This window comes from Mycobacterium sp. DL99 (assembly GCF_004762045.1).
Lineage (GTDB): Bacteria > Actinomycetota > Actinomycetes > Mycobacteriales > Mycobacteriaceae > Mycobacterium.
This window is the reverse complement of the sequence record NZ_SJOM01000007.1, coordinates 4339477-4360397: the sequence shown is the minus strand read 5'-3', so window position 1 is coordinate 4360397 and position 20921 is coordinate 4339477. Positions and strand designations below refer to the sequence as shown.

Genomic DNA, 20921 nt, shown 5'->3' with positions numbered 1-20921 from the left:
GGGATAAACGGCGCAGCGGGCTCAGTGACGCCACTAATGTCGCAGCTATGCACCAATGCCGGTGTATGGGCGTGAGTAGGGAGTGATCCGTATGACGGCCGAGCCGGGAGCTCTTCGGGGACAGGGAATTAGCGACCGGGATCGCTCACAGGCACCGCCTGAGGTGATCCACCGGCTCGCGGTGGCTTTCCTGTCCACCTACCGGGCTCCGCAGGCCGATGCGCCGGGGGTCGCGGCCACCGGTCCTCAGGTCGCCGTGGCCGAGCGACTGGTCTCCGATGCCACGCTGGCCGCCCACTACGCGTTGGGCGGCCAACGGGCGCCGGGCGAAACCAAGGTCATGGTGTATCCGGGGGACAGTGACTCCGGCCCTGCCCTGCAGATCGTCACCGAGCAGGCGGCGATGCTCGTGGATTCCGTGACGGTGCTGCTGCACCGCCACGGCATTGCCTACCCGGCCATCATGAACCCGGTCTTCCGGGTGCGCCGCGACGCCAACGGGGTGCTGCTGGACTTCCAGCCCGCCGCCGAGGCCACCGGGGTCGACGGCGTCGACGAATGCTGGATCCTCGTTCCGGTCAACGGGGCGGCCGACGGCCCGGCACTGACCGAGGTGGTCGCACTGGTGCCCGGTGTCCTGGCCGAGGCCCGCCAGATCGGGTTGGACGCCGCGGCCATGGGCGCCGCGTTGCACGCCCTGGCCAACGACGTGGCCACCGATGTCGAGGGCCGGTTTCCCAACACCGACCGCAGGGATGTCGCCGCTCTGCTGCGTTGGTTGTCCGACGGACATTTCGTGCTGCTCGGTTATCAGCAGTGCGCGATCAGCGACGGGCAGGCCTCGGTCGATCCCGCCAGCCGGCTCGGCGTGCTCAAGCTGCGCGACGACGTACTCCCGCCGCTGACCGCTCCTGACGACCTGATGGTGCTGGCGCAGGCCACGATGCCGAGCTATGTGCGCTACGGCGCCTACCCGTACATCGTCGTCGTACGCGAGAGCGGCGAGCGGGTCGTCGAGCATCGCTTCGTCGGCCTGTTCACGGTGGCTGCGATGAACGCCAACGTGCTGGAGATCCCGTTGATCTCGCGGCGGGTCGAGGAGGCGCTGGCCATGGCGCGCCGCGACCCCAGCCATCCCGGGCAGCTGCTGCGCGACATCTTCCAGACCATCCCGCGCCCCGAACTGTTCGCGCTGAGCTCCAAGCAGCTGCTGGACATGGCGCTGACCGTGGTGGACCTGGGGTCACGGCGCCGCACCCTGCTGTTCCTGCGCGCAGACCAACTGGCGCACTTCGTGTCCTGCCTGGTGTACCTGCCACGTGACCGCTACACCACCGCGGTGCGGCTGGAGATGCAGGACATCCTCGTACGCGAGCTCGGCGGGGAGAGCATCGACTACTCCGCCAGGGTCAGCGAATCACCGTGGGCGGTGGTGCATTTCACGGTCCGGCTGCCAGACGGCACGGCCTCGCACACCGTGGACACCTCGGCCGAGAACGAGAGCCGGATCCAGAACCTGCTGACCGAGGCCACCCGCAACTGGGGTGACCGCATGACCAGCGCCGCCGCGCACGCGGCGCTCAGCCCGGCCGCCGTCGAGCACTACGCGACGGCGTTCCCGCAAGACTACAAACAAGCCGTCGCCCCGGCGGATGCCATCGCAGATATCGCGATCATCGAAGGGCTGCAGGACAATTCGGTCAAGCTGGTGTTCGACGAGGGCGGGGACGACGGGCTGGCCCAGCTCACCTGGTACCTCGGGGGACAGTCGGCCTCACTGAGCGAACTGCTGCCGATGCTGCAGTCGATGGGTGTGGTGGTGCTCGAAGAGCGTCCCTACACCGTGCGCCGGGCCGACGGCCTGCCGGTGTGGATCTATCAGTTCAAGGTGGCCAGGCAGCGCAGCATCCCCAAGGCGCCCGATGCGGCATCGCGGGAGGCCACCGCCCAGCGGTTCGCCGACGCCGTGACCGCGATCTGGCACGGCTGGGTCGAGGTGGACCGGTTCAACGAACTGGTGCTGCGCGCCGACCTGACCTGGCAGCAGGTGGTGATCCTGCGCGCGTATGCGAAGTACCTGCGCCAGGCGGGCTTCCCGTACAGCCAGTCGCACATCGAGTCTGTGGTCAACGAGAACCCACACACCACCCGGTCATTGGTGCAACTGTTCGAGGCACTGTTCGACCCGACCGAGGACACCGCGGGTACCCGGGACGCCCAGGGGGCGGCCGCTGCCGTGGCCGCCGACATCGACGCCCTGGTCAGCCTGGACACCGACCGGGTGTTGCGGGCCTTCGCCACCCTGATCCAGGCCACGCTGCGGACCAACTACTTTGTGCAGCAGCCGAATTCGGCGCGGCAACGCGGTGTGGTGGCGATGAAGCTGAACCCCGGCCTGATCAACGAGTTGCCGTTGCCGCGGCCCAAGTTCGAGATCTTCGTGTACTCACCCCGGGTGGAAGGCGTGCACCTACGGTTCGGGTTCGTGGCCCGCGGCGGGCTGCGCTGGTCGGACCGCCGTGAGGACTTCCGCACCGAGATCCTCGGCCTCGTCAAGGCTCAGGCGGTGAAGAACGCGGTCATCGTTCCGGTCGGGGCCAAGGGCGGGTTCGTGGTGAAACGGCCGCCCGAGCCGACCGGCGACGCCGCCGTCGACCGTGAGGCGACGCGCGCCGAAGGCGTTGCGTGCTACCAACTTTTCATCTCCGGACTGCTCGACGTGACCGACAACGTCGACAAGGGAACCGGTGCCGTCGTCACCCCACCGGACGTGGTGCGGCGCGACGGAGAGGACGCCTATCTGGTGGTGGCGGCCGACAAGGGCACGGCCACGTTCTCCGACATCGCCAACGAGGTCGCGAAGTCCTACGGGTTCTGGTTGGGTGACGCGTTCGCCTCGGGCGGTTCCATCGGCTACGACCACAAGGCCATGGGCATCACCGCCAAGGGCGCGTGGGAGTCGGTGAAGCGCCACTTCCGGGAGATGGGGGTGGACACCCAGAGCCAGGACTTCACCGTCGTCGGCGTCGGCGACATGAGCGGTGACGTGTTCGGCAACGGCATGCTGCTGTCGAAGCACATCAGGCTCATCGCCGCCTTCGACCACCGGCACATCTTCGTCGATCCCAATCCCGACGCGGCGGTGTCGTGGGTGGAACGCAAGCGCCTGTTCGAGCTGCCGCGGTCCAGCTGGGAGGACTACGACGCCAAGCTGATCAGCGAGGGCGGCGGTGTTTTCAGCCGTCAGCAGAAGTCCATCCCGATCAGCCCCCAGGCGCGCGCCGCACTCGGGATCGAGGGCGACATAGAGGAACTCACGCCGCCCGCCCTGATGAAGACCATTCTCAAGGCGCCGGTGGACCTGCTGTGGAACGGCGGTATCGGCACCTACGTCAAGGCCGAGACCGAGGCCGATGTCGGTGATCGCGCCAACGACCAGATCCGGGTGTGCGGAAACGAAGTGCGGGCCAAGGTCATCGGCGAGGGCGGCAACCTCGGCGTGACGTCCCTGGGGCGCATCGAATTCGACCTGGCCGGCGGCCGGATCAACACCGATGCACTGGACAACTCCGCGGGCGTGGACTGTTCCGACCACGAGGTCAACATCAAGATCCTGATCGACTCGCTGGTCACCGCGGGCAAGGTCAGTCCCGAGGAACGCACCGAGTTGCTGTTGTCGATGACCGACGAGGTCGGTGCCCTGGTGCTGACCGACAACAAGGACCAGAACGACCTGATGGGGACCAGCCGGGCCAACGCCGCGAGCATGCTCTCGGTCCACGCCCGGATGATCAAGGAGTTCGTGGCCAACCGTGGGCTGAACCGCGAGCTGGAGGCGTTGCCCTCGGAGAAGGAGATCCGGCGCCGCGTTGACGCCGGAATCGGTTTGACCTCACCGGAATTGGCCACCCTGATGGCCCACGTCAAGCTCAATCTCAAAGACGATGTGCTGGCCAGCGACCTGCCCGATCAGGAGGTGTTCGCCGCCCGGCTGCCGCGGTACTTCCCGAAGAAGCTGCGGGAGCCGTTCACCAGCGAGATCCGGTCGCACCAACTGCGCCGCGAGATCGCCACCACCATGCTGGTCAACGATCTCGTCGACACAAGCGGGATCAGCTACGCGTACCGCATCACCGAGGATGTCGGCGTCGGCCCCGTCGACGCGCTGCGCAGCTACGTCGCCACCGACGCCATCTTCGGGATCGGCAAGGTGTGGCGCGAGATCCGGGCTGCCGGTGATGACGGGGTCCCGGTGTCCGTCACCGACCGGATGACGCTGGATCTGCGCCGGCTGGTCGACCGGGCCGGGCGCTGGCTGCTCAACTACCGTCCGCAGCCGCTGGCGGTCGGTGCCGAGATCAACCGGTTCGCCGCGAAGGTGTCCGCCCTGCGCCCGCACATGCCGCAATGGCTACGTGGTGACGACAAGGCCATCGTCGAGAAAGAGGCCGGGGAGTTCTCCGCGCAAGGGGTGTCCGACGAACTGGCGTATGCGGTGGCGACCGGGCTGTACCAGTACAGCCTGCTCGACGTGATCGACATCTCCGACATCGTGGATCGCGAGCCCGCCGAGGTGGCCGACACCTACTTCGCGCTGATGGATCGCCTCGGAGCCGATGGCCTGCTCACCGCGGTGTCCCGGCTGGGCCGCGACGACCGGTGGCATTCCTTGGCGCGGTTGGCGATTCGCGACGACATCTACGGTTCACTTCGGGCCCTGTGCTTCGACGTGCTCGCGGTCGGCGAACCCGACGAGACCGGCGAGGAGAAGATCGCCGAGTGGGAGCTGACCAACAGCTCCCGGGTGACCCGCGCCCGTCGCACGCTGACCGAGATATACCAAGATGGTGAGCAGGATCTGGCAACGCTGTCGGTGGCGGCGCGGCAGATCCGCAGCATGACACGAACGAGTGGAACGGGAACAACTGCGTGAGTTTTACAACGCCGGTGCACGTGCGCTGGTCGGACATCGACATGTACCAGCACATCAATCACGCCACCATGGTGACTCTTCTCGAAGAGGCCCGGATACCTTTTCTGCGTGAGCCGTTCGGCGCCACGATCGAGACCATCGGCCTGCTGATCGCCGAGGTCAAAATCGTCTACAAGGGGCAGCTCCGGCTCGTGGACTCACCGCTTCAGGTGACCATGTGGTCCAAGCGGGTGCGGGCCGTCGACTTCACCATCGGCTACGAGGTGCGCTCGCTGAATGCCGCCCCGGACTCCAAGCCGTCGGTGATCGGCGAGACGCAACTGGCCGCGGTACACATCGCCGAGCAACGACTGGAACGTCTGACGGCCGAGCAGCGCGGCTACCTGGAGAGCCATCTGCGATGACCGCCACCGAGCGCGGGCTGTGGATCGACGATCCGCGGGACCGCGACGACTTCGCGACGTTCCTCGACCGTGCTTTGCGGCTGGACGGTGCCGCGGTGGTGCGGCTGCGGGAGCGGACCGGCGGGCAGGGGAGTGGCGGCACAGCCGTGGCCTGGGTTGCGACCGGGTTGGAGGTGCTGGCCAGCCGGGTCGTGGCCGGGCGGGTGCGTCCGTCGGACCTGTCCGCGGGCGCCGACGCGCTGGTGGCCGGATTGTCCACTGCCGCAGACGGATACGTCGACCCAGGCTTCCCGATGGACTCCGCCTGGCGCGGTGGCTTGCCGCCCGAGGACGGATTCGTCCACCTCGATGACATCCCCGCCCGGGTGATGCTCGACCTGGCCCAGCAGGGCGGTGCGCTGGCCCGCGAGCACGGCAGTGCCCACGGGCCGCCGGCCTCGCTGCTCGACCAGGAGGTCATCGCGGTCAGCGCGGGCGAATACCGCATCGGCATCCCGATGCGCTGCGTCTTCGCGTTGACGGCCATGGGATTTCTGCCGCAGACGGGCAACGAGGTCAGCGAGCAGGAGATCGTGCGGGTCCGCGCACACCCGTCTTGGTTGCGCATCGACGCCCGATTCGGCTCGGTGTACCGCCGCCGCGGCAGCGCCGCACTGATCTTGGGTTGACCAGCGGGCGCAACGTGTCATCTGGTGACTTCGAGCTGACCGTGGACGAGCTGCGGGTCGTCGCTCGATACGTGACGGAGACGGCTGAAGAGGTCCTCGGCGTATTCGAGGGCGTGCATCCCGATGACTGTCGGCCGCGAGCCGCCATCACCGCCGCGTGGCGGTTCGTGAACGGTGCCCCCAGATCCCAGGCGCAGCGGGTCGCCTCGCTGGACGCCCACCGGGCAGCGGAGGGTGCCGACACCGAAGCCGCACGTCTGGCGGCGCAGGCGGCCGGTGATGCCGCCTCCGCGGCCTACCTGCATCCGATCGCGAAATCCCATCAGGTCGGCCACATCCTGCGGGCCGCGGCGAGCGCGGCCCGCATCGCCGAGATCAACGGCGACGGTGATCCCGCGGCGGGCGACATGGTGCTGCAACGAGTTCGGCAACGTACCTCACCGGTGTTGATCGACGTTCTCCGTCGCTATCCGCCCGCGCCGACCGGCAAAAGCCGGGTGGCCCAGCTGATGACGACCTTGGACGATGCCCTGAGGGCGCAACGCTGACGGCCCACCTTCAGATCAGCCAGGCGGCGGTGTCGGCGGGCAGCAGATCATCTGCCGGCTCACCACTGCTCAGCAGCACCTCGCCGGGCGGCAACGGCACCGGCTCGGCACCCGTGTTGAGGACACACACCAGGCCACTTTCGCGCCGCAGCGTCAGAACGTCGCCTCCGCTGTTCAGCTCGATCCGGCCGCCGGTGAATTCGTCACGGCTGGAGCGTAATTGGATGGCCCGCCGGTAGAACTGTAGCGTCGACGACGGATCGGCCTGCTGACGCTGCACCGTCAACGGTGCCCACTCGGCGGGCATCGGCAACCAGGTATCGGAGTTCGACGAGAACCCGAACGGTGGGGCATCGCCCGACCACGGCATCGGGACCCGGCACCCGTCACGTCCGCGTTCGGTGTGACCCGAGCGCTCCCACACCGGATCCTGGAGCACCTCGTCGGGCAGATCGACATTGGGCAGCCCGAGTTCCTCGCCGTTGTAGACGAACACCGCACCAGGCAGTGCCAGCATCACCAGGGCCATCGCCCGTGCCCGCGCCAACCCTCGGGCACCGCCGCCGTAGCGGGTGACCTCACGTTCGACGTCGTGGTTGGACAGCGTCCACGTCGGTGTCGCCCCGGCGAGGTCGGCCGCGGTGATCGCGTTGTCGATCGCGTCGTGGACTTCGCGGGCGTCGAAATCGGCTTGCACCAGACGGAAATTGAAGCCCAGGTGCAGCTCGTCGGGGCGCAGGTACTTGGCGAAGCGCTCGTTGCCGTGCACCCAGACCTCGCCGACCGCCACGGCGTCGGGATAGTCGTCGAGCACCGTGCGGATGAAGCGGTGGATGTCGTGCACGCTGTCGTTGTCGAACCGCGGGTCGTCGTCACTGTTGCGGAGCAGCGCGGTGTCGGTGACCGCCATGTCGGGCAGCTCGGGTGGCTTGGCCATGCCGTGGGCCACGTCGATGCGGAACCCGTCGACCCCGCGGTCGAGCCAGAACCGCAGCGTCTTCTCCAGATCCTCGAACACCGCGGGGTGGTTCCAGTTCAGGTCGGGCTGGGCGGGGTCGAACAGGTGCAGATACCACTGGCCCGGTGTGCCGTCGGGCTCAGTGACGCGGGTCCATGCCGGGCCGCCGAACACCGATACCCAGTTGTTGGGCGGCGCGTCACCGTGTGGGCCGCGGCCGTCACGGAAGATGTAGCGGTCGCGACGGCGCGGGTCGGCCAGAGCCTGGACGAACCACGGGTGCGCCGAACTGGTGTGGTTGGGCACCAGGTCCATGGTGACCCGGATCCCGCGGGCATGAGCGGCGTCGAGCAAACGGTCCAGGGCGTCGATACCGCCGAACAGCGGGTCGACGTCGCGCGGGTCGGCGACGTCATAGCCGTGGTCGGCCATCGGCGACACCATCACCGGGTTGAGCCACAGGGCGTCGACGCCGAGCGCCGCCAGATAGTCCAGCCCGGCGCTCACCCCGTCGAGGTCACCGACCCCATCGCCATTGCTGTCGGCGAATGAGCGGGGATAGACCTGGTAGAAAACCGCGTCTACCCACCACCGGCGCATGTCAGAACGCCGAGTTCACCATCGAATCTGCGGCCATGTTCAGATAGTCCAGCAACGCGCGCCGGTGCGGCTCGTCCAGCGTCGCCGAGTCGATCGAGGCCACCGCGGTGTGCATGCAGCGCAACCAGGCGTCCCGCTCGAGGTACCCGATCCGGAACGGGGCGTGCCGCATCCGCAGCCGGGGGTGGCCGCGCTGATCGGAGTAGGTCCGCGGCCCGCCCCAGTACTGCTCGAGGAACATCCGCAGCCGCTCTTCGGCGCCGTCGATGTCGTCCTCGGGATACAACGGCAGCAGGATCTCGTCCTCGCGCACCAGTTGGTAGAACCGCGACACGATCGTCGCGAAAGTCTCGTGCCCACCGACTTCGTCGTAGAAAGATCGCTGCACCTGCGTCACGTCGTTCATTGTGGTCCATTGTGGCCTGACGGCACGTCGGCGCCGGTCACGGCACCGTGGTCACCTGGTGTTCATTGGACTGACCTGCGAACACACAAAGAATTTTCGTGCGTATCCGCAGGATCCATGGTGGACTGTCTCCTCGGAGGCTCCATGGCGCACAGCAAAAAAAGCCATATGCGACGGACCGGCCACATTCCCGGCCCATCGGGACCCCATGTGCCAAATCGCCCCCTGCACAGCGTCGAGGCACTGCCGACGACCAACCCTGACGCCTCCCTGTGGGGGCGTCGCCGGGTGCTGCTGCTCAACTCCACCTACGAACCGCTGACCGCGCTGCCACTGCGGCGCGCGGTGATCATGGTGATGTGTGGCAAGGCCGACGTCGTGCACGACGACCCGTCGGGGCCGGTCATCCACTCGGCCACCCGGACCATCGTGGTGCCCTCGGTGATCCGGCTGCGCACCTTCGTGCGGGTGCCCTACCGGGCCCGCATCCCGATGACCCGGGCGGCGCTCATGCACCGTGACCGCTTCCGCTGCGCGTACTGCGGCGGCCGGGCCGACACCGTCGACCATGTGATCCCGCGTAGCCGCGGTGGCGAGCACTCGTGGGAGAACTGTGTGGCGGCGTGCGCGCCGTGCAACCACCGCAAGGCCGACCGTCTGCTGGCCGAACTCGGCTGGTCACTGCGGTGCGTGCCGATGCCGCCGAAGGGGCAGCACTGGAGGCTGTTGTCGACGATCAAGGAGCTCGACCCGGCCTGGGTGCGCTATCTGGGCGAGGGCGCGGCCTGATGCCCGACTTGCTGGGCACTCTCGGCGCATCGTCGCATTGCGGCTGATACGGTTTGCGCGTGAGCACAGCACTTACCCATTCCCTCCTCGGAGGGGTTCCGCTGGTGTTGTTCGTGGTCCTTGCGTTGATCTACCTGCCCCAAAAGGGACCGCATCCGGCTACCTACAAGATGTCCGATCCGTGGACCCACGAGCCCATTCTGTGGGCCGCCGAGGAGCCGCAGGATCACGGACACGGCGGGCATGATTCACACGGTGTGACGATCGGAGGCGGCGCAAGTGGCAAGTGGTGAAATTGCGACCGCGACGAAGGACGTCGACCTGCCGTACGGCTACGCCCTGACCTACAGCGGCCGGATCTCCGGGGTCACCGAGCCCGGTGACCTGTCGGTGCACTACCCCTTCCCGACGATGGACCTCGTCGTCCTCGACGACGCGCTGAAGTACGGCTCCCGCGCTGCCAAGGCCCGGTTCGCCGTCTACATCGGTGACCTCGGCGCGGACACCGCCGCCACGGCACGCGAGATCCTGGCCAAGGTGCCCACCCCCAACAACGCGGTGCTGCTCGCGGTCTCACCCGACCAGCACGCCATCGAGGTGGTCTACGGCGCCGACGTCAAGGGCCGTGGCATCGAAGAGGCCGCCCCGCTGGGCGTCTCGGCAGCTGCCGCCTCCTTCAAGGAAGGCAACTTGATCGACGGTCTGATCAGCGCCGTGCGCGTGCTGTCGGCCGGCGTTTCTCCCGCCTGATTTTTCGTACCTGGCACCGTGAGCGTGCGTGGTTGTCTGTCGACAATCACGCACGCTCGCTGCATTTGTGGGGTGGGCTAACCCACCAGCTCAGTGCGGATCTCCACAAATCGCGCCAAGAACGCACGCTCATCGAGCCGTTTGCGCCGCATCCAGGTGCTGACCTCGAAGTTGCACTTGCTGGCATTGCACGACGCGCACGCCGGCACCACGTTGTCCACGGTGTAGCGCCCGCCCCGTGAAATCGCCATCACACAGTCCTTCTGGAACGGACCCGTGGGGCTGTGGCAGTAGGCGCACCCGCCCCACGCTGCCTTGATGGCCTCCCACTGCTCGTCGGTCAAGTCGTGGACCACGAGGTCCATCCGACGCTTACGTTTGCGGGCAGCCCGTGCCGCGCGGGTTCGACTGACCGCCATCGGCACAGCGTATGACCGCGAGCGGGCGTGTCAGGCAGCAGACACGCCCGCTCGCGGTGCAAGTGGGGAACTAGCTCACGTCGAAGGCGCGAGCGCGCAGGGAACGTTCCACTCCGGCCCGGCCCTCGATCACCAGCCGGCGGAGCGCGGGCGGCACCTCGGGATCGGACAGGAACGCGTCCGCAGCGTCCAGGCCGTTCTGGCTGATGTCCCACGACGGGTACAGCCCGATCACCACGGTCTGGGCGACCTCGCTGGACCGCCGCTCCCACACCCCGGAGATCGCCGCGAAGTATCGCGTCGTGAACGGTGCGAGGAACTCGGACTGACCGGGCTGCACGAATCCGCCGACGATCGCGCGGGTGGTGATGTTGGCGAGCGTGTCGTCCTCGATGACCTGCTCCCACGCCGCGGACTTCACCACGTCCTGCGGGCGGGCGGCCGAGGCCGCCGCGGCCTGACGCTTGCCGGCCGCGGTCGGGTCGTTCTCGGCCTCGGCATCGATGAACGGCGCCTCGGGCCCGTCGGCGTCGACGTCGCCGGTGCGGGCCAGCGCGGTGACGATCCGCCAGCGCAGATCGGTGTCGATCACCAGGCCGGTCATGTTCACCGCGGCTGGTTCGTTGTCGAGCAGGGTCGACAGCACGGCGACATGGTTCGGCGACAGCACCGAGGTGCACAGCGCGTTCACGAACGCGAGTTGGTGATCGGAACCCGGCGCGGACTCTCGCGCCAGATCGAGCAGTGCATCCCCGAACGCCGGCCAGCCGATTTCGGTGGCCCAGGCGGGATCGGCGTAAGAGCTCAGGGCGGTCTGCGCCTGCATCAGCAGCCGCTGCGCGACACCGACCTCGGTCTCGGCGTGCACTCCGCTCATCACCAGGGCGACGAAGTCGCGGGCCTTCATCTCGGCCTCGCGGGTCATCTCCCAGGCTGCCGACCAGGCCAGCGTCCGGGGGAGCGGATCGGCGATGTCGGCGATCCGTGACAGCACGGTCGACAGCGAGGCCGGGTCGAGCCGCAGCGAGCAGTAGGTCAGGTCGTCGTCGTTGACCAGGATCAGCTTCCCGCGCGAAACACCGACCAGGGCAGGAACTTCCGTGATCGGGCCTTCGACGTCGAGCTCCTCGCGGTGCACGCGCACGAGCTTGCCCGAGCCGTCGTCGTCGTAAATGCCGACGGCGAGCCGGTGCACCCGGGTCTCGCCGGCTCCCGGGGCCGCACCCGACTGGGCGATCGCGAACCGGGTGAACGCACCTGAGCCGTCCACATCGAAGTCGGCCCGCAACGTGTTCAAACCCGTTGTCTTGAGCCATTGCTGGCCCCAGCCGGACAGGTCGCGTCCCGAGGACTTCTCCAGCGCACCCAGCAGATCGCCGAACGTGGCGTTCGCGAAGGCGTGGTCGCGGAAGTAGTCACGCAGCCCGGAGAGGAACTCTTCGAGCCCGACGTAGGCCACCAGCTGCTTGAGCACCGAGGCGCCCTTGGCGTAGGTGATGCCGTCGAAGTTGACCTCGACGGCGGCCAGGTCCGGGATGTCGGCGGCGACCGGATGGGTCGAGGGCAGCTGATCCTGCCGGTAGGCCCAGGACTTCTCCACATTGGCGAAAGTGGTCCACGCCGTGACGTATTCGGTGGCCTCGGCCTGGCACAGCACCGACGCGAACGTCGCGAAGGACTCGTTGAGCCACAGGTCATCCCACCACTGCATGGTGACCAGATCGCCGAACCACATGTGCGCCATCTCGTGCAGCACGGTCTCGGCGCGACGCTCGTAGGAGGCCCGGGTCACCTTGGACCGGAAGACATAATCCTCGAGGAAGGTCACCGCGCCGGCGTTCTCCATGGCGCCTGCGTTGAACTCGGGCACGAACAGCTGGTCGTACTTGCCGAAGGCGTACGGCGTGCCGAAGTTCTTGTGGTAGAAGCCGAAACCCTGCTTGGTCTCGGTGAAAAGCCGGTCGGCGTCCATGAACTCGGCCAGCGAGGCCCGGCAGAAGATGCCCAGCGGGATCTCGCCGTGGGAGTCGGAGTAGGAGTCGCGCCACACCGCGTACGGTCCGGCGATCAACGCCGCCAGGTAGGTGCTCATCTTCGGAGTGGTGGCGAAGGTGTGCACGGTCACCGACCCGTCGGGCTCGGCGCTGGTGGTGGCGCCGTTGGAGATCACCTGCCAATGCGAGGGCGCGGTGACCTGCACGTCGAACGTGGCCTTCAGGTCGGGCTGATCGAAGCAGGCGAGCATCCGCTTGGCGTCGGCGGTCTCGAACTGCGAGTAGAGGTAGACCTCGTCGTCGACCGGGTCGACGAAGCGGTGCAGGCCCTCGCCGGTGTTGGAGTACAGGCAGTCGGCATCGACCACCAGGGTGTTGTGCTCGGCCAGGCCGGGCAGCGCGATGCCCGTGGATTCGTCGTAACCGGACACGTCCAGTGCGATGCCGTTCAGCGTCGCACTGCGGACGGTATCGGCCGCCAGGTCGATGAAGGTGTCGGCGCCGGCGAGTGCGTCGAACGTCACAGTCGTAGTGGACCGGAAGGTGCGTTCGCCCGGTTTGCCGTTGCCGTCGGTGAGGTCGAGGACGACGCGGTAGTTGTCGACGGTGACCAGAGCGGCGCGCTCGATGGCCTGTTCGCGAGTGAGATTGGGAAGTGCCACCCGTCCAACCTAGTGGCTGGACCTCTGCGGGACCCGGGCTACTGGGGGAAGCCGGCGATCCCGGCGAGTCCGTTCAGCGCGCCCAGGTTGTTCAGGATCGAACCGTCGCCGATCGACGACATCATCTGCGGGCAGTACATCTGGATGGCGATTCCGGTGAAGAACGACGCCATCTGTGGGGACATGCCGCCGTCGCCGCGCATCTGGGAGGCCACCGATGCGAAGTCCTTGCCCGGCTCGACCAGCATCGGGCACACGTCCTGGCCCATCTGGACAGCGGTGTTGGGGTCGCCGTAGCCCACCCCGGCGTTGTTCAGGGCGTTCAGGAACGAATTGTCGGTCGGATCGGACGGGGCCGGGACCGGATCGGCTTGCGCAGGGGCTGCAAACGCGAGGGCGGCGGCGACGGCACCGACTGTCGCCAGGAAGGCACGAGCGGCCATATTGAGCTCCTCAGCTATCACGCAGAACCCTTACTTCGCTCTGCTCACTTGGGCAACAGTGGTTTACCAGGGTCACAGGAACAACACGTTTCCATAAAGGTTCGCCCACTATGCGTTTCCTGTGCTGCTGCCGTGACTTCAGCATGCATGTCGGACATGCCAGTCACCAAGGTTGTCGCAATTGCTCCCCGGATAGTTACTCGGATCGGGAACATCTCAATGCGGGTGCAGAGTTGTGCAGATTGCAGTTGTGCCCTGAACCACATCGAGAGGACGCATAGATGGCCCCCAAGGATCAGAAGGCCGCAGACCAAAAAGACACCGCCGGTTTCTGGTTCGACCCGCTGTGCCCGTGGTGCTGGATCACCTCGCGCTGGATCCTCGAAGTCGAGAAGGTCCGTGACATCGACGTGCAGTTCCACGTCATGAGCCTCGCCGTCCTCAACGAGGGCCGCGACCTGCCCGAGAACTACCAGGAACTGATGAAGAAGGCGTGGGGCCCGGTCCGGGTCGCCATCGCCGCCGAGCAACTCAAGGGGCCGGAGATCCTCGGCCCGCTCTACACCGCGATGGGCTTCCGGATTCACAACCAGAACAACAAAGACCTCGATCAGGTCATCGCGCAGGCACTCGACGAGGTCGGTCTGCCCGCCGAGCTGGCCGAGGCGGCCACCACCGACGAGTACGACGAGGCGCTGCGCAAGAGCCACCACGCCGGCATGGACGCCGTCGGTGAGGACGTCGGAACCCCGACCATCCACGTCAACGGTGTCGCATTCTTCGGCCCGGTGCTCTCGAAGATCCCGCGCGGTGAAGAGGCCGGCAAGCTCTGGGACGCGTCGGTGACGTTCGCGTCGTACCCGCATTTCTGGGAGCTCAAGCGCTCCCGCACGGAGGCGCCCGAGTTCGACTAGCGCGAAACCGGATCGACCGGGCCGCGACGCAGCCACCGCAGGTCGTCGCGGCTTGGAGCCAACTCCCAGTCACCTTCGCCGGTGCACGCGAACGCACCGCACGCCAGCGCGGTGTCGAGGCACTGGCGCAACGTCGCACCGCGGGCGAGGTCGGCCAGCCAGCCGGCGACGAAGGCGTCCCCGGCACCCACGGTGTCGATAACCGGGACCGCGACGGCCGGAGCCGACAACCGGCCCTCGGCCGTGGCGACCATCGCCCCGTCGGCGCCGCGCTTGACCACCGCGCAACCGATGCCAAGGTCCAGGAGAGCGTCGAGTTGCCGCTGCGGGGAATCGGCTCCGGTGAGCAGCTCCGCCTCGTCTTCCCCGGCGAACACGATGTGGGCCCGCCGGGCAAGTTCGAGATAGGCCGTCGCTGCCGTCTGCCGGTCACTCCACAGGGCGCTGCGATGGTTGACATCGAACGAGACCGTCACTCCGGCCGATGTCGCTGCGTCCACCGCCGCATGTGCCGCGGTCCGGGCGGATTCACCCAATCCGGCCGAAATGCCGGTGACATGAAGGATTCTCGTGTCAGTGACCACAGCGATCGGGACATCGGCCGGTCGCAGCCGGCTGCCGGCTTGCCCGCGGCGGTAATAACTGACACGGGCGGTCCCGGGGTGCGGACGTTCTTTGAGCATGAGCGCCGTCGCGGCGTCGTGATCGAGCACCGGGTACGGATGAACACCTTCGGCCCGTAGTTCACGCAGAATCAATTCGCCGAGGCTATCCGCGCCGAGCCGGCCGATCCAGGCCGCCGCGCCGCCGAGCCGGGCGACCCCGATGGCCACATTGCTCTCGGCACCGCCGAATCTCAGCTGCAGCGTCGGGTTGTGGTGCAGGCGCCCGGACTGCGGCGCCGTAAGCAGGCCGAGGCTTTCGCCGACGGTGACGACGTCGAAGGTCGGGCTCATCGCGGCGCCTGTGCCGCAACCGCGACGGCTGCGCGGGCCGCGTCAGCGACGGCATCGGCACCGGCGTCGGCCCGGGCGGTGATCCAGCTGCCGCTGACGGCGAAAACTGTCTGCTGAGTGAGGAATTCAGGCATGGTCACGGTGGTGACACCGGCTGACGGCATGAACATCATTTCCGGGAACACCGCCGCGTAGGCCAACAACAGGGCAGACGTGTCGACGGCGGCGGCCGGAAACAATTTGACCCGGTGCAGGCCGAGGCGGGCCGCGGCGCCCACCTCGGTTGGCGTCAGCACACCCGGGATGACTGCCAGGCCGGCTTGCTCGACGCATCGCACCACCTCCGCGTCCAGCCCGGGGGATACCACGAATCGCGCGCCCGCCTCGATAGCATCGCGGGCTTGCGCGCTCGAGCGGACGGTGCCCGCGCCGACCAGAAGATCGCCGCGGGCGGCGAGCCGGCGAATCGCGGCGAGGCCGTGCTCGCCGCGCAACGCCACCTCGACCACCGGCAGACCGCCGTCGACTAGCCCGTCGCCGATCGCGTCGATGTGACCCGGATCCCGTACGGTCGCCAGCGGGATCACGCGGTGCTCGAACACCGCGTTCATCGGGCGTCCGCGAACGTCGGGCGGGTGCCGTAGCGCTCCAGTGCGGTTCGGTCCAGGGTGACGCCGAGCCCGGGCCCGTCCGGCACCGCGAGCATGCCGTCGCTGTCGAGATCCCATCCGCCGCTGACGAGTTCGTCGATATAGGCCGATCCGGTCTTGTATTCGACGAGGTCGGTCGCCGCCAGGGCCGACGCCAGATGCAGATCGGCGGCCAACCCGATCGCGGTGTTCCAACCGTGCGGGATCAGCCGCACCCCGCGGTCCTGGGCGGCCCACCCGATACGGCGTGACTCGCTCAAACCACCACCCTTGGTGCTGTCGGGCTGGACGATGTCGAATGCCCCGGCATCGAGGAATGGCAGGAACGTCTGGCGACGGGTCAGCACCTCGCCGCCGCTGATGGGCACCTTGGAATGGCGCCTCAACTCGACGAAACCGTTGACATCGTCGGGGGCCAACGCCTCTTCGAACCAAGCAATGCCGTACTCGGCCAGCATGTCGGCCGTGCGCTTGGCCCACGACAGCCCACCAGGGAAGAACGCCTCAGAACCACCGGCGTCGACGGCCAGCACGTGGTCGCCGACGGCTTCGCGGGCCGCGGCCACGGTACGCTCGTCGGTCTTGCTGTCCGCGCGGCCGAATTTCCACCAGCCGATCTTGAACGCCGTGAATCCCTGATCCACCAGTTCAGCAAGGTTTTCGGTCATAACCGGCGCCTCGTCCATGAGCACTGAGGCGTAGGGCCTCACCCGCTCCCGGTAGCGGCCACCGAGCAGCCGCCCTACCGGTTGACCGAGCGCCTGGCCGGCCAGATCCCACAGCGCGATGTCGATGGCGCTGGTGGCGTGGGTGAGGGAGCCGCCGCGGCCCATCCAGAACGCACTCTGGTGCAGCGTCTCCGTCAGCCGTTCGGCCTCGATTGCGCTCTGACCGATCAGTTGCGGCGCAAGCACATCCACGGCGGCGGCGACCAAACCTTCGGTCGTGAAGGCGCTGCCGATGCCGACCTGGCCGCTGTCGGTGTGGACGGCGACCAGGGTGTGCACGACGTCGTCGGGCCGCAGCTCGTTGGACCAGCCCCCCTCCGGGGTGGCGCCGCGCAGCCCGCACGTCTGAATGTCGGTGATTTTCATGTGTTTCGGAGCTCCTCGGGATGATGCGGTCGTGTGGTCACGGCCGGCGGGTGAGCATGAGTCCGGGCCTGCGGCCCGTGTGGGTGGCGTCGGTGACGACGGGCACGCCGTTCACCCAGACATGTCGCGCCGCGTCGGCATATCGGCGCGGCAGCGTCCAGGTGTCGGTGCGGCCGATGATCGCGGGGTCGAACGCGACGACATCGGCGAAAGCTCCCTCGCGCAGTTCACCCCGGTCGCGCATGCCGAAGTGTTCGGCGACCATGCCGGTCATCTTGTGGATGGCCGTCTCCAGCGACAGGGTTCCCATCCGCACGTGGTGAGCCAGGTAATGCGTATGTCCGTGGTAGAACAGCGGATTGCGGGTGCGGCCGTCGAGGGCGCCGTGTCGGCAGGTGGTGAAGGCGTCGACCCCGAGCAGGAAGTGGTCGTGCGCGATTGCCTCGTCGAGGTGGCCCGCGGTGAACAATTCACCGATCAGCTGCACACTGCCCATGTCGGCGCCTGCCGCGGTGAGGATGTCGAACAGGCACTCCCACTCGTCGGCGCCGTGCTGCTCGGCGATCTCGGTGAAGGGCAGTCCTTCCCAGTCGGGGTGGGTCGGGCTGACTCCGAGCCGCACGCGGCGCCACTGGCCGCGGTGGACGAACCGCCAGTAGCGGTCGCTGTCCCGGCGCACTTGCTCGCGAACTTCCCGGTCCTTGAGCAGCTCGGCGGCCTCGACGCCGGGACGTTCTGCCAACCAGGCGGGGAGTAACCCGGTGGCCATGCCGATACCGTGGGGGTAGGGGGTCATGTCGGCCAACACATCGGTTCCACGCTGTCGTTCGGTGACAACGCGCTCGGCCGCGCGCTCCCAGGCGCCGGATTCGGCGCCGGTGTCATGACGCACGTTCAGGTGCGAAAGTTGAGCCCGCACCTGCCCTCCGTCGACGACGGCGAAGAACTCGTCCACGGCGCTGTCGAGATCGGCGTCGCGGTTTCGGATGTGGCTGGCATACATGCCGTCACGCCGGCCTGCCGCCTGGGCGAGCGTCACGAGTTCCTCGGTGGCCGCGAAGCGTCCTGAGCCGTACTCCAGTCCGCTGGAGAAGCCGATCGCGCCGGCCTCCATCGCCTCCTCGAGCAGGCGTATCTGCGCGCGCAGTTGGTCGGTGGATGACCGCGCGGCGCAGCGAATCGCAGTGTGCCCCACGAACCACATGAGGTTCTGCGCTGTCGGACCCGAGTGCACTCGCTGCACGAGCTCACCGAAGCTGCGCCAGTCGACCGGACCGTCGTAGCCCATGGCGCGCAGGGCACTTGCGGTCGTGTCGACATCGTCCTCTCCGATCGGGGCATAGGTGAGGCCACAGTTGCCGACCACCTCGGTGGTGACGCCCTGGTGGATCGTGCTGAACGCGTCGGGATTGCCCAGCACTGACCAGTCGCTGTGGCTGTGCGGATCGATCAGCCCGGGGGTGATGGTCATGCCGGTGCAGTCGAGGGTGGTGACCGCTCGGACGTCGGGCGACAACCCGACGAATGCGATGCGGTTCCCGCGCAGACCGACATCGGCTCGTCGCGCGGGCGTCCCGGTACCGTCGACGACTTCTGCGCCCGTCAGCAAGTAGTCCAGTACCGGCATCTCAGAGCACCTTGCTCAGGAACTCCCGCGTGCGGGTCTCCTGCGGGCAGGTGAACATCGATGTCGGGCCGGCGGTTTCGACGATGGTGCCCTTGTCCATGTAGATCACCCGGTCGGAGACCTCGCGGGCAAAGCCCATCTCGTGGGTCACCACGACCATCGTCATGCCCTCGGCGGCGAGGTCTTTCATCACCGCCAGCACCTCGCCGACGATCTCGGGGTCCAGCGCTGACGTGGGCTCGTCGAACAGCATGATCTTTGGATCCATGGCCAGCGCACGGGCGATGGCCACGCGTTGTTTCTGGCCGCCCGACAGCGAATCGGGATAGACGTCGGCCTTGTCTGCCAGACCAACTCGCCCCAGTAGAGTGCGGGCCCGTTCCTCGGCCTCGATCCTGGTGCGACCCAGTACCCGCCGCGGCGCCAGCACAATGTTCTCGATGACGGTCATGTGCGGAAAGAGGTTGAAATGCTGGAACACCATGCCGACGTCGCGGCGTACCACGGCAAGGTCGGCGGTCTTCTCCTGGGGCCCTAGCGTGTGTTCGTTGATCACGATCGTGCCGTGCGACGGCCGTTCCAAACCGTTCATGCAGCGCAGCAGCGTGCTCTTGCCCGAGCCCGACGCGCCGATGATGCACACCACTTCACGCTCGGCCACCCGGCACGAAACGCCGTGCAGCACTTCGGTGTCACCGAAGCTCAGCCGTAGTCCGTCGACCTCGATCATTTGTTCGCTCCTGTAGTGAGAGTGAGGGTGTCGCCGACATCGGGTGCCTTGACGTGAACGCCGAGCCGTTGTTCGTATCGGCGGCCCAGCGACGAAAGCGCGTAGCAGATGACGAAGTAGCCGGCACCGACGATGAGGTAGGTGGTGATCGGATCGGCCGTCAGCGAGCTGACCACATTGCCCGCGCGGGTCAGTTCGATGAGACCGATGACTGCGACCAGCGAGCTGTCTTTGATCAGCACCACCAGGAAACCGACACCGGGTGGCACGATCACCCGCGCGGCCTGCGGCAGGATGACCCAGCGCATGCGATGGGCGTAGGACAGCCCGAGTGCGTCGGCGGCCTCGAACTGTCCGCGGGGGACGGCCTGGATGCTGCCGCGCACGAGCTCGCCGATGTAGGCCGACGCGAACACCGACAGCGCGATCACCCCGGCCCAGTACTCCGAGAGGCTGCTGCCCGGGGCCAACAGCGGTATACCGAAGTAGACGAAGAAGATGATCAGCAACACCGGGATGCCGCGGATCAACGCGACGTAGAGAGCGGCCACCCACCGCAGGGCGCGGATTGTCCCGGTGGACATCAGGCCGATGACGATTCCGAGTATGCCGCCGAAAAGCACTGACAGCGTGCATATCTGGAGAGTCACGAGGGCCCCGTGCCAGATCAACGAGAGATGTTGGGTGCCGAGTCCTTCGAACATCACGCCACCTTCCACTTGATGAACCAGGTTTCGACGATTCGCGACAGGCTCGCGATGAGGAACGCGACCGCGAAGTAGAGCAGGCCGCCGACGGTGAACGCCTCGATGGTGCGGAACGTGGTCGAGGTGATTCCCATCATCACGTGCATCAGGTCGGGCAGGGATACGACCGACGTGATCGACGAGGCGAGGAACAACAGAATGGTCTGATTGGTCATGGCCGGCAGGACATTTCGCATCGCCGGTGGGAACAGCACCCGCCAGAAGGTGTCGCGCGGACTGAGCCCGAGTGCCGCGCCCGCTTCGCGCAGGCCGGCCGGCACGGACTGAAAGCCAGCGCGGAAGATCTCGGCCATGTACGCGGCGTTGTTGATACTGAGCGCGAGGATGCCCGCGGCGACCGGGTCGAGGTTGACACCGGCCTGCGGCAGTGCGAAGTAGACGAGGTAGAGCTGCAACAGCAATGGAGTGTTGCGGATGACCTCGATGTAGGTCGATGACGCGACGCGCCAGATGCTCACCTTGGACGTGCGCCCGGAGTAGAGCAGGATTCCGAATGCGCCGCCGACTACCGCTGCGACCAGGCTCACCCCGATGCTGACCGCGAGGCCTTTGAGTAGGGGAACGAGATAGGGGATCAGGTCCCCGTAGTAGAGCTGCATGTGTTGTCCT

Annotated in this window: 20 protein-coding genes; 8 read left to right on the top strand and 12 right to left on the bottom strand. The window is 67.2% G+C overall.

What is annotated here, in order from left to right; translation table 11 throughout:
- Positions 1 to 91: 91 nt before the first annotated feature.
- Genes EYZ64_RS21310 through EYZ64_RS21295 form a run of 4 tightly spaced genes read left to right on the top strand, consistent with a single transcriptional unit; the run spans position 92 to position 6553 of the window.
- Positions 92 to 4933, top strand: a complete 4842-nt coding sequence (locus EYZ64_RS21310; protein WP_502702982.1) for an NAD-glutamate dehydrogenase — start codon at positions 92 to 94, stop codon at positions 4931 to 4933.
- Positions 4930 to 5337: an acyl-CoA thioesterase gene (locus tag EYZ64_RS21305; protein WP_135456460.1), complete on the top strand. Its 408-nt coding sequence runs from the start codon at positions 4930 to 4932 to the stop codon at positions 5335 to 5337. The genes EYZ64_RS21310 and EYZ64_RS21305 overlap by 4 nt, the downstream gene beginning before the upstream one ends.
- On the top strand, positions 5334 to 6005 hold the full coding sequence (locus EYZ64_RS21300) for a DUF8185 domain-containing protein (protein WP_135456458.1): 672 nt from the start codon (positions 5334 to 5336) through the stop codon (positions 6003 to 6005). Before EYZ64_RS21305 ends, EYZ64_RS21300 begins: the two co-directional genes overlap by 4 nt.
- A 14-nt stretch (positions 6006 to 6019) precedes the next feature.
- Positions 6020 to 6553: a putative immunity protein gene (locus EYZ64_RS21295; protein ID WP_135456456.1), complete on the top strand. Its 534-nt coding sequence runs from the start codon at positions 6020 to 6022 to the stop codon at positions 6551 to 6553.
- Between the two features lie 10 nt (positions 6554 to 6563).
- On the opposite strand, the gene EYZ64_RS21290 is transcribed toward EYZ64_RS21295, so the two are convergent.
- Entirely contained in the window at positions 6564 to 8111 is a 1548-nt protein-coding gene (locus tag EYZ64_RS21290; RefSeq protein ID WP_135456454.1) for a glycoside hydrolase family 13 protein, read from the bottom strand.
- Position 8112: 1 nt separating this feature from the next.
- Positions 8113 to 8499, bottom strand: coding sequence for a globin (locus EYZ64_RS21285; protein ID WP_167858160.1), 387 nt, complete (start codon positions 8497 to 8499; stop codon positions 8113 to 8115).
- Positions 8500 to 8661: 162 nt separating this feature from the next.
- Between EYZ64_RS21285 and EYZ64_RS21280 the strand changes: the two genes are divergently transcribed.
- The 3 genes from EYZ64_RS21280 to EYZ64_RS21270 are packed head-to-tail and all read left to right on the top strand — an operon-like array spanning position 8662 to position 10056.
- Positions 8662 to 9306: an HNH endonuclease gene (locus EYZ64_RS21280; RefSeq protein WP_167857910.1), complete on the top strand. Its 645-nt coding sequence runs from the start codon at positions 8662 to 8664 to the stop codon at positions 9304 to 9306.
- 59 nt (positions 9307 to 9365) lie between these two features.
- Positions 9366 to 9599 carry an aa3-type cytochrome oxidase subunit CtaJ gene (gene ctaJ, locus EYZ64_RS21275; RefSeq protein ID WP_135456450.1) on the top strand — a complete coding sequence of 78 codons (234 nt, stop codon included), beginning with the start codon at positions 9366 to 9368 and terminating at the stop codon, positions 9597 to 9599.
- Positions 9586 to 10056 carry a DUF5130 domain-containing protein gene (locus tag EYZ64_RS21270; RefSeq protein ID WP_135456448.1) on the top strand — a complete coding sequence of 157 codons (471 nt, stop codon included), beginning with the start codon at positions 9586 to 9588 and terminating at the stop codon, positions 10054 to 10056. The genes ctaJ and EYZ64_RS21270 overlap by 14 nt, the downstream gene beginning before the upstream one ends.
- 77 nt (positions 10057 to 10133) lie before the next feature.
- On the opposite strand, the gene EYZ64_RS21265 is transcribed toward EYZ64_RS21270, so the two are convergent.
- The 3 genes from EYZ64_RS21265 to EYZ64_RS21255 form a co-directional block, all read right to left on the bottom strand.
- Positions 10134 to 10475 (bottom strand): HNH endonuclease, encoded by a 342-nt coding sequence (locus tag EYZ64_RS21265; protein WP_135456446.1) that lies wholly within the window; start codon positions 10473 to 10475, stop codon positions 10134 to 10136.
- A gap of 70 nt (positions 10476 to 10545) precedes the next feature.
- Entirely contained in the window at positions 10546 to 13131 is a 2586-nt protein-coding gene (gene pepN, locus EYZ64_RS21260) for an aminopeptidase N (RefSeq protein ID WP_135456444.1), read from the bottom strand.
- A 38-nt stretch (positions 13132 to 13169) separates the two neighbouring features.
- Entirely contained in the window at positions 13170 to 13574 is a 405-nt protein-coding gene (locus EYZ64_RS21255; RefSeq protein WP_135456442.1) for a DUF732 domain-containing protein, read from the bottom strand.
- Between the two features lie 281 nt (positions 13575 to 13855).
- Here EYZ64_RS21255 and EYZ64_RS21250 point away from each other — a divergent pair, with 281 nt between their 5' ends.
- A complete protein-coding gene (locus tag EYZ64_RS21250) occupies positions 13856 to 14488 on the top strand; it encodes a mycothiol-dependent nitroreductase Rv2466c family protein (protein WP_135456441.1) in 633 nt (210 codons plus the stop codon).
- Here EYZ64_RS21250 and EYZ64_RS21245 read toward each other — a convergent pair.
- The 7 genes from EYZ64_RS21245 to EYZ64_RS21215 are packed head-to-tail and all read right to left on the bottom strand — an operon-like array spanning position 14485 to position 20911.
- Positions 14485 to 15444 (bottom strand): sugar kinase, encoded by a 960-nt coding sequence (locus EYZ64_RS21245; protein WP_135456438.1) that lies wholly within the window; start codon positions 15442 to 15444, stop codon positions 14485 to 14487. The two genes, EYZ64_RS21250 and EYZ64_RS21245, sit on opposite strands and share 4 nt — an antisense overlap.
- Positions 15441 to 16055 carry a bifunctional 4-hydroxy-2-oxoglutarate aldolase/2-dehydro-3-deoxy-phosphogluconate aldolase gene (locus EYZ64_RS21240; protein ID WP_135456436.1) on the bottom strand — a complete coding sequence of 205 codons (615 nt, stop codon included), beginning with the start codon at positions 16053 to 16055 and terminating at the stop codon, positions 15441 to 15443. The genes EYZ64_RS21245 and EYZ64_RS21240 overlap by 4 nt, the downstream gene beginning before the upstream one ends.
- On the bottom strand, positions 16052 to 17188 hold the full coding sequence (locus EYZ64_RS21235) for a mandelate racemase/muconate lactonizing enzyme family protein (protein ID WP_135456434.1): 1137 nt from the start codon (positions 17186 to 17188) through the stop codon (positions 16052 to 16054). Before EYZ64_RS21235 ends, EYZ64_RS21240 begins: the two co-directional genes overlap by 4 nt.
- A gap of 37 nt (positions 17189 to 17225) precedes the next feature.
- A complete protein-coding gene (locus EYZ64_RS21230) occupies positions 17226 to 18815 on the bottom strand; it encodes an N-acyl-D-amino-acid deacylase family protein (protein ID WP_135456430.1) in 1590 nt (529 codons plus the stop codon).
- Between the two features lies 1 nt (position 18816).
- Entirely contained in the window at positions 18817 to 19545 is a 729-nt protein-coding gene (locus EYZ64_RS21225) for an amino acid ABC transporter ATP-binding protein (protein ID WP_135456428.1), read from the bottom strand.
- Entirely contained in the window at positions 19542 to 20249 is a 708-nt protein-coding gene (locus tag EYZ64_RS21220; RefSeq protein ID WP_135456426.1) for an amino acid ABC transporter permease, read from the bottom strand. Before EYZ64_RS21220 ends, EYZ64_RS21225 begins: the two co-directional genes overlap by 4 nt.
- Positions 20249 to 20911: an amino acid ABC transporter permease gene (locus tag EYZ64_RS21215; protein WP_135456424.1), complete on the bottom strand. Its 663-nt coding sequence runs from the start codon at positions 20909 to 20911 to the stop codon at positions 20249 to 20251. The genes EYZ64_RS21220 and EYZ64_RS21215 overlap by 1 nt, the downstream gene beginning before the upstream one ends.
- Between the last annotated feature and the right edge of the window lie 10 nt (positions 20912 to 20921).

Excerpts from the sequence above, each read along its gene's own strand:
- EYZ64_RS21310 (WP_502702982.1), top strand. The coding sequence starts at position 92 with ATGACGGCCGAGCCGGGAGCTCTTCGGGGACAGGGAATTAGCGACCGG.
- EYZ64_RS21300 (WP_135456458.1), top strand. The coding sequence starts at position 5,334 with ATGACCGCCACCGAGCGCGGGCTGTGGATCGACGATCCGCGGGACCGC.
- EYZ64_RS21290 (WP_135456454.1), bottom strand. The coding sequence starts at position 8,111 with ATGCGCCGGTGGTGGGTAGACGCGGTTTTCTACCAGGTCTATCCCCGC.
- EYZ64_RS21280 (WP_167857910.1), top strand. The coding sequence starts at position 8,662 with ATGGCGCACAGCAAAAAAAGCCATATGCGACGGACCGGCCACATTCCC.
- EYZ64_RS21265 (WP_135456446.1), bottom strand. The coding sequence starts at position 10,475 with ATGGCGGTCAGTCGAACCCGCGCGGCACGGGCTGCCCGCAAACGTAAG.
- EYZ64_RS21255 (WP_135456442.1), bottom strand. The coding sequence starts at position 13,574 with ATGGCCGCTCGTGCCTTCCTGGCGACAGTCGGTGCCGTCGCCGCCGCC.
- EYZ64_RS21250 (WP_135456441.1), top strand. The coding sequence starts at position 13,856 with ATGGCCCCCAAGGATCAGAAGGCCGCAGACCAAAAAGACACCGCCGGT.
- EYZ64_RS21245 (WP_135456438.1), bottom strand. The coding sequence starts at position 15,444 with ATGAGCCCGACCTTCGACGTCGTCACCGTCGGCGAAAGCCTCGGCCTG.
- EYZ64_RS21240 (WP_135456436.1), bottom strand. The coding sequence starts at position 16,055 with ATGAACGCGGTGTTCGAGCACCGCGTGATCCCGCTGGCGACCGTACGG.
- EYZ64_RS21235 (WP_135456434.1), bottom strand. The coding sequence starts at position 17,188 with ATGAAAATCACCGACATTCAGACGTGCGGGCTGCGCGGCGCCACCCCG.
- EYZ64_RS21230 (WP_135456430.1), bottom strand. The coding sequence starts at position 18,815 with ATGCCGGTACTGGACTACTTGCTGACGGGCGCAGAAGTCGTCGACGGT.
- EYZ64_RS21225 (WP_135456428.1), bottom strand. The coding sequence starts at position 19,545 with ATGATCGAGGTCGACGGACTACGGCTGAGCTTCGGTGACACCGAAGTG.
- EYZ64_RS21220 (WP_135456426.1), bottom strand. The coding sequence starts at position 20,249 with ATGTTCGAAGGACTCGGCACCCAACATCTCTCGTTGATCTGGCACGGG.
- EYZ64_RS21215 (WP_135456424.1), bottom strand. The coding sequence starts at position 20,911 with ATGCAGCTCTACTACGGGGACCTGATCCCCTATCTCGTTCCCCTACTC.